Raw genomic sequence first — 6,468 nt, forward strand, 5'->3', positions numbered from 1 at the left:
GTGTGGTGGATTGGGGCAGGCGGCGGCTCTGCTCGGCCGCATGCGCGATCTCGTCACGCCCCAGGCGGGTGAGCAGCGCGAGCAACGTGTCGTCATCCGCGGAAAGCCATTGGCGCAACGCCTCGCGGACCCGGCCTTGCATCAAGCGCCGGCGATCGACGTCAAGCGGGGCGAGAGCGGTTTCGGGCGAATCGGCAGACGGAGAAAGCATCACGCCGGGATATTACCAGAGTCGATCCGAAACTTCGCGGGAGCTGGAGTTTCAGATGCGGCACCGGTGCGGCAAAGCGGGATCAGGCGTCCCCTTCGTCCACATCGGGCGCGTCGTCGGCATCGGCGCCGTCTTCCAGTTCGGCTTCATCCTCGCGGAGTTCGGCGGCATCCTCGGCGGTGATGCCAAAGCGGGCTGCGACATCGGGCGCGAAGCGCAGCATGTCCGGACGCAGCTTGAGGAGGCTGATATCCTTGGACTTGCCCTCCAGCATCACGTCAAATTCAAGGCCTTCGGCGGTACGCATGAAGGTGCAGAATTCGAACGGATTGGTGAAATCGGCGTGGCCGGTCCAGATTGGCGGCCGCAACACGGTCTTGGTGCGCGCGCCCGGCTTGAGCGGCGCCTTAAGCTGCTCGCCCTTTTTGGGTTTGGCGCCGGGTGCGACCTTTTGCTTGATCTCGCGGAGTTCGGTGCGGGGGCTGGAAAAATGGATCTTGGGGCGAACGCCCGTGGGCCAGCTCGCCATGAACTTCTCAAGCGTATCACGCAGGTCGAGCCGCTCGGGATTGAGGCACCAGAAATGCTGATAGTCGAAGATCAGGCGGACGCCGGTGCGTTCGTGAATCCACAGCACGTCGGCGGCGGAGAAGCGGATATCGTCGTTTTCCAGGACGAGGCGGCGGCGGACATGCTCGGGGCATTGTTCCCACCCTGCGATCCAGCGCGCGCGGCTGGCCTCGTGATCGTCATAGACGCCGCCGACATGGGTGACCAGAACTGCTTCGTCGTTCAGCTCCATGCGGTCGAGCATTTCGGCCTGACTCGACAGATCCCAGATGCTCTTGGTGGTCAGCGCCGGATTGGGGGCATTGAGCAGCACATATTGCGAGGGGTGGAAGGACAGGCGCATGTCGAGCGCCTTGGCCTTGGCACCGAGCGCGCGAAGTTCGGCGTCGCTTTCCGCCACCATGTTGTGAAACTGCGGCATGTCCGGATGGGTCGCGTAAGGCGCGAGGTCCGATGACAGGCGGTACATGTCGATCTTCTGCTTCGCCAGATAGTCGAGAATGGCATCGACATACTCAAGCGAGCATTTGAGGTGTGGATTGCTCTGCCAGCGCCGCGTGTCGTTGGATTTCATGCCCGGCTTTCCCATGACCTTGACGGGAAAGCCCAGGCGAAGCGGCCGGTGGGTCATGCCGGTACGGCCTCGTCGATGCGGTAGTGGATCGGTTTGAACGAGCCGCCGTTCGATTGCAGGGCGGAGCAGGCGGTGAGGCCGATGACGAGGTCCATCTCGGCGCGGAAGCGGATGAAGTCGCCAGCCTTGCTGAGCGGCGGCTCGACGGTGAAGGCGCCGGTGGTACCGTCGATGGGTACGTTCATGAAGCAGTTGAAGGCGGTGGGGATCATGTCTGGCTGGACGCCGTAAGGCTCCAGCGCGGCGGCGAGGTTGCCGAAACAGCCCCTGTGCGGATCGGTGTCGCCATAGATGATCCGGAACGTATCCTTGGAACAGGGGGTCAGCAGGAAATCGTGACGGCCGACCGTGTCCTCCAGGATGGAGAGCATGACGTTGGAACGGTTGGAATAAAGCGGGTCGCCCGTCGTGAGATACAGCCGGCTGGCATAGTCGAGCGTGCGCCCCGACGAGATCACCTCGCGCAAATCGTCCGCGTTGAAGGCCAGCAGATCGGCGACCTGGCATCCTTCGGGATCGATGACGGTCAGTTCGGCGCCTTTGGGCAGACGGAAGCCGGCGCCGGAGCGGGGGGGGATCGTCTCAACCATGCGCCGCACCTCCGCCGCGATGAAAGGGGCAGCGCCAGTCCGAGGGCACTTCACGGCCGCTATACTGGCGGGCTTCGCTGATCTCGCCGTGGCGGGCGAGCATCGGATTGAGCGAGCCGGCGAGATCGAGGTCGCGCGCCAGGATGGAGGCGCGCAGCTTTTCGTAGCGCTGCTGTTCGCGCAGCACCTCGAACTGATCGTGCAGGTTGAAGACCATCGCAGGCGCGGCGAAGCGGCGCGCGGGGCGGCTGGCTGCGGGATGGAGGCCGACGACGAAGAACGCCTCGCCCGCGAAGCTGAGCGAGAAATGCGGGTCTTCGGGATCGGTGCTGACGCTGGGATCGGGTTGGTAGCCGAGCCATTCGTCCTTGTCGGACAGCGACTGGGCACGCGCCCACAGGTGCTGCTCGAAACCGGGCTCGTCCAGGTCGCCGGGACCCTCGAACAGCACGACGAGCGTGCGGAACAGCGCGCGATCGGCATGGTATTTGGCGACGGTGGTGGTGAGTGCGGGCAGGATGCGCATATCGTCCCAGGCGGAGCGCAGGTCGCGGGCGACGAGGATGTCCATCTGCCCCTTGGCCAATGCCGATTTTGCGCCCACGCACGGAAAACTCGCCTCCCGTATGCCACTGATAAATGCTTCGGCGAGAGGATGGTCGTTCTGGTAACTGATCGTTCGCATGGCCGATGGAACCCGCAGAGCCCAACAATGTTGCGTTAGTTGATGCTGCATTGACCTGGATTAAGACGAATGTTCGGTCCCCGAAATACAGGCGGTAAACGAGGAGCGGACAGCATGATAACCGATCTGTTTTTGCGGGGCCGCGGGCGGGAGAAGATGTCCGCCGTCGATGTGCAGGCGCTGGAGGACTCCGTGGAGGATGTCCGCACGCTGGGGCCAAGGCAGTTGCTGGTCGAGCGCGGGCGCGACGTGCAGAACAGCACGATCCTGCTGGAAGGCCTGATGTGCCGGTATATGGACGATCGGGAAGGGCACCGACAGATCGTGGCGTTCCATGTGCCGGGCGATTTCGTCGATCTGCACGGCTTCACCATGAAGCGGCTGGACCATGATATCGGTACGCTGACCCCGGTGCGCTACGGCGTGGTGCCGCATGCGCGCCTGACCACCGTGACCGAATCCTGGCCGCGCCTGACCCGGCTGCTGTGGTTTTCGACCCTGCTGGATGCCGCGATGCACCGCGAATGGATCTTCCGGCTGGGCCGGCTGGGCGCGGAGGGGCGGGTGGCCCATCTGTTCTGCGAGTTGCATACGCGCATGGCGATGATCGACCGGGTGACCGATGGCAGCTTCACACTGCCCGTCACGCAGGTGGATATCGCAGAGGCATGCGGGCTGACCAGCGTGCATGTGAACCGGGTACTGCGGAGCCTGCGCGAGCGTCATGCGTTGGCATTCAAGGGCGGCGTGGCGCGTATCCTCGACCTGAGGGCGCTGGAGACGCTGAGCGAGTTCGACCCGCTTTATTTGTACGGCAGCCACTTCGAAATGAGTGTCGCCTAGGGAGATGTGCTTATGGGTTCCATCGGGCCGGAGACCGTTGCCGGGAGGGCAAGCGCGGAACACGGCGTCGTCATGCTGGATGGACCCGATGGCGTTGCGGTGGCGATGACGCCTGCGGCCGCACGCGAAACCGGTCGCTCGCTGATCGCCGCGGCGGACGTGGCGGATGGACAGGAGCGACCGTCGCCGGACTGACCGCGCGGCGTCTGCAGCAAACGAAACGGGTCAGGGACCTTTACGCATTGTAGCATGAGCCTATGCTGGCGGGGTTTTTCCAACAGGAGCCCTTTGTGCGCCATGCCTTTCTCGCCGCCGGACTTGCGGCGCTGATGTCGACCACTGCCATTGCCGGGGGCCAGGCCTCCGCGCCCGCCGCAACGCCGGCCACCGCCAATCCGCTGCTCGCCACCTGGACCGGGCCTTATGGCGGCGTGCCACCCTGGGACAAGGTGAAGCCCGAACTGTTCCCGCAGGCGTTCGAGGTCGCACTCGCCGAGCGCGCGGCGGATTATGCGAAGATCGCCAACGATCCCGCAAAGCCCACCTTCGCCAACACCTTCGTGCCGATGCAGAATGCGGGCGAGCGGCTGGGGCGAGTGATGACGCTGTTCGGCGTAATGACCGGCAACATGAACACGCCGGCCTATCAGAAGATCGACCGCGAATGGTCGCCCAAGCTGGCCGCCGCACAGGACCGGATCACCTTCGATCCGAAGCTGTTCGGGCGGATCGAGGCGATCTACCGGAGCCGCGATACCGCCGGGCTGAACGCGCAGCAGAAGCGTCTGGTGACGCGCACCTACGATTCGTTCGTGCGGCAGGGTGCGAAACTGGATGCGGCGCAGAAGACGCAGTTGTCGCAGTACAACCAGCAGCTTGCCACCGCCTTTTCCGAATTTTCCGAGAAGCTGCTGGGTGACGAGGGCAAGGCGATCCTGGTCACCGACGAGCGGCAACTGGCGGGCGTGCCGGACAGCGTGAAGGCGGTGGCGAAGGCTGCGGCTGCCGAGCGGGGACAGACGGGCTGGGCGATAGTCAACACGCGCTCGGCGGTGGACCCGGTGCTGACCTTCGCCACCGACCGCGCACTGCGCGAAAAGGTGTGGCGCGGCTTCGTCAATCGTGGCGACAATGGCGATGCGAGCGACACGAATGCGACGATCGCGCGCATCGTGAAGCTGCGCGCCGACCGCGCGCACCTGCTGGGCTTCAAGACCCATGCCGACTGGCGGATGCAGGACACGATGGCCAAGACGCCGGCGGCCGCGATGGACCTGATGATGCGGGTATGGCCGGCCGCCAAGGCGCGCGTCGCGGAGGAAGTGCGCGACATGCAGGCGATCGCCGACAAGGATGGCGGCGCCCAGATCACGATCGAGCCCTGGGACTATCGCTTCTACCAGGAGAAGGTGCGCAAGAGCCGCTACGACCTGGATCAAGCGGAACTGAAGCCATATTTCGAGCTGAACAACATCATCCAGGGTTCGCTTTATGCCGCCAACCGGCTGTACGGGCTGAACTTCAAGGAGATCACCGGCACGGTGCCGGTGTTCGAGCCGAACATGCGCGTGTGGCATGTCACCGACCGGGCGGGCAAGGAAGTGGGCCTGTTCTACCGCGACGATTTCGCACGGACAGGCAAGCGATCGGGCGCCTGGGCAAATACCTATCGCGGGCAACGCAACCTGCCGCCGGTGCGCAACGTGCTGTCGTCGAACAACAACAACTTCGCCAAGGGCGCGCCGGGCGAGCCGATCCTGATCAGCCTGGACGATGCCGAGACGCTGTTCCATGAGTTCGGCCACGCCATCCATGCGATGCTGCAGGACGTCTATTATCCGGGGCTGGCGGGTACGCCACGCGACTTCGTGGAATATCCCAGCCAGGTGAACGAGCATTGGCTGTTGACCCGCGACGTGCTCGACAAATATGCGCGGCATTATCAGACCAAGGCGGCGATGCCGCAGGCGCTGCTCGACAAGATCAAGGCGTCCGAAACCTTTAATCAGGGCTTTGCGACGACCGAATATCTGTCCTCGGCGATCGTCGACATGAAGCTGCATACGGTGGCGGATGGCGTGGTCGATCCGGACCGGTTCGAGCGCGAGACGCTGGCCGAGATCGGGATGCCCAAGGAATTGGTGATGCGGCACCGCCTGCCGCAATTCAATCACCTGTTCTCGTCCGACAGCTATTCGGCGGGCTATTACAGCTATCTGTGGTCCGAGACGATGGATGCGGACACGTTTGCCGCGTTCGAGGAAGCGGGGAGCCCGTGGGACAAGGCGACCGCTGATCGGTTCGCCAAGGTGCTGCTGTCGACGGGGAACGAGACCGATCGGGCCGATGCGTACCGGGCGTTCCGGGGCCGTGACCCGGACGTGAATGCGCTGTTGAAGCAGCGTGGTTTCCCGACGCGGTAAAAGACGGCGTCTTTCAACCGGTATCGTTTTCCGGTTACGTGAACGCGCTGCGGGTCTTCGACCTGTGGCGCGTTTTTCGTATCCGGAAGGTCGGCTTGCCATGCGCATCGAACGAGTTGCCAAGCGTGTCGGGCTGATCCTGCTGGCAGTAGTGATCGGCCTTGCCGCATGGCTGTTGATCGCGCCGCCGACGCTGCTGCGCATCGGCAGCGGCTATACCGCCAAGATCGTGTGTTCCAACGTCTTCCTGGCGGGGCGGGATGCCGATCAGGTGCGCCGCGTCGACGTGCAGGCGCCGGGCAATCCGCTGTTGCGGCTGATGTCGGTCGATGTCGATCGGGGGCGTCGGGTGGTGACGGTCGCGATGCTGGGGGTGATCGGGCGCAATCAGGCGGTGTATCGGGAGGGGCTGGGTTGTACCACGGTGCCGGGGGGCGATGTGGAGCGGGTGCGGGCGCAGATCGCGCCGTCGCGGGCGATGCTGCCGCCGCCCGCACCGTCGGCGCTATGGC

6 protein-coding genes and 1 pseudogene are annotated in these 6,468 nt (G+C 64.3%); 4 read left to right on the forward strand and 3 right to left on the reverse strand.

Features of this window, described 5'->3' with window-relative positions:
- Nucleotides 1–293 precede the first annotated feature (293 nt).
- From uvsE to gntA, 3 genes are read right to left on the reverse strand one after another with little or no spacing between them, the layout of a single operon-like run.
- Nucleotides 294–1,412: a UV DNA damage repair endonuclease UvsE gene (uvsE, locus tag Q0U08_RS16390; protein ID WP_298092657.1), complete on the reverse strand. Its 1,119-nt coding sequence runs from the start codon at nt 1,410–1,412 to the stop codon at nt 294–296.
- Nucleotides 1,409–2,005, reverse strand: a complete 597-nt coding sequence (locus Q0U08_RS16395) for an urea carboxylase-associated family protein (protein ID WP_298092658.1) — start codon at nt 2,003–2,005, stop codon at nt 1,409–1,411. Before Q0U08_RS16395 ends, uvsE begins: the two co-directional genes overlap by 4 nt.
- Nucleotides 1,998–2,690 (reverse strand): guanitoxin biosynthesis heme-dependent pre-guanitoxin N-hydroxylase GntA, encoded by a 693-nt coding sequence (gene gntA / locus Q0U08_RS16400; protein ID WP_298092659.1) that lies wholly within the window; start codon nt 2,688–2,690, stop codon nt 1,998–2,000. Before gntA ends, Q0U08_RS16395 begins: the two co-directional genes overlap by 8 nt.
- 156 nt (nt 2,691–2,846) lie before the next feature.
- On the opposite strand from gntA, the gene Q0U08_RS16405 reads away from it, so the two are divergent.
- The 4 genes and pseudogenes from Q0U08_RS16405 to Q0U08_RS16420 all read left to right on the forward strand — a co-directional run.
- Nucleotides 2,847–3,533 carry a Crp/Fnr family transcriptional regulator gene (locus tag Q0U08_RS16405; protein WP_298092660.1) on the forward strand — a complete coding sequence of 229 codons (687 nt, stop codon included), beginning with the start codon at nt 2,847–2,849 and terminating at the stop codon, nt 3,531–3,533.
- 12 nt (nt 3,534–3,545) lie between these two features.
- Nucleotides 3,546–3,728 carry a hypothetical protein gene (locus Q0U08_RS16410; protein ID WP_298092661.1) on the forward strand — a complete coding sequence of 61 codons (183 nt, stop codon included), beginning with the start codon at nt 3,546–3,548 and terminating at the stop codon, nt 3,726–3,728.
- Nucleotides 3,729–3,823: 95 nt separating this feature from the next.
- A complete protein-coding gene (locus Q0U08_RS16415) occupies nt 3,824–5,956 on the forward strand; it encodes a M3 family metallopeptidase (RefSeq protein ID WP_298092662.1) in 2,133 nt (710 codons plus the stop codon).
- A gap of 100 nt (nt 5,957–6,056) precedes the next feature.
- Nucleotides 6,057–6,468: pseudogene (locus Q0U08_RS16420) on the forward strand (hypothetical protein); the annotation flags it as partial.

This window comes from uncultured Sphingomonas sp. (assembly GCF_946477935.1).
In the GTDB taxonomy this organism is placed as follows: domain Bacteria; phylum Pseudomonadota; class Alphaproteobacteria; order Sphingomonadales; family Sphingomonadaceae; genus Sphingomonas.

Coding starts and splice junctions, on each gene's coding strand:
- Q0U08_RS16410 (WP_298092661.1), top strand. CDS start 3,546: ATGGGTTCCATCGGGCCGGAGACCGTTGCCGGGAGGGCAAGCGCGGAA.
- uvsE (WP_298092657.1), bottom strand. CDS start 1,412: ATGACCCACCGGCCGCTTCGCCTGGGCTTTCCCGTCAAGGTCATGGGA.
- gntA (WP_298092659.1), bottom strand. CDS start 2,690: ATGCGAACGATCAGTTACCAGAACGACCATCCTCTCGCCGAAGCATTT.
- Q0U08_RS16395 (WP_298092658.1), bottom strand. CDS start 2,005: ATGGTTGAGACGATCCCCCCCCGCTCCGGCGCCGGCTTCCGTCTGCCC.
- Q0U08_RS16405 (WP_298092660.1), top strand. CDS start 2,847: ATGTCCGCCGTCGATGTGCAGGCGCTGGAGGACTCCGTGGAGGATGTC.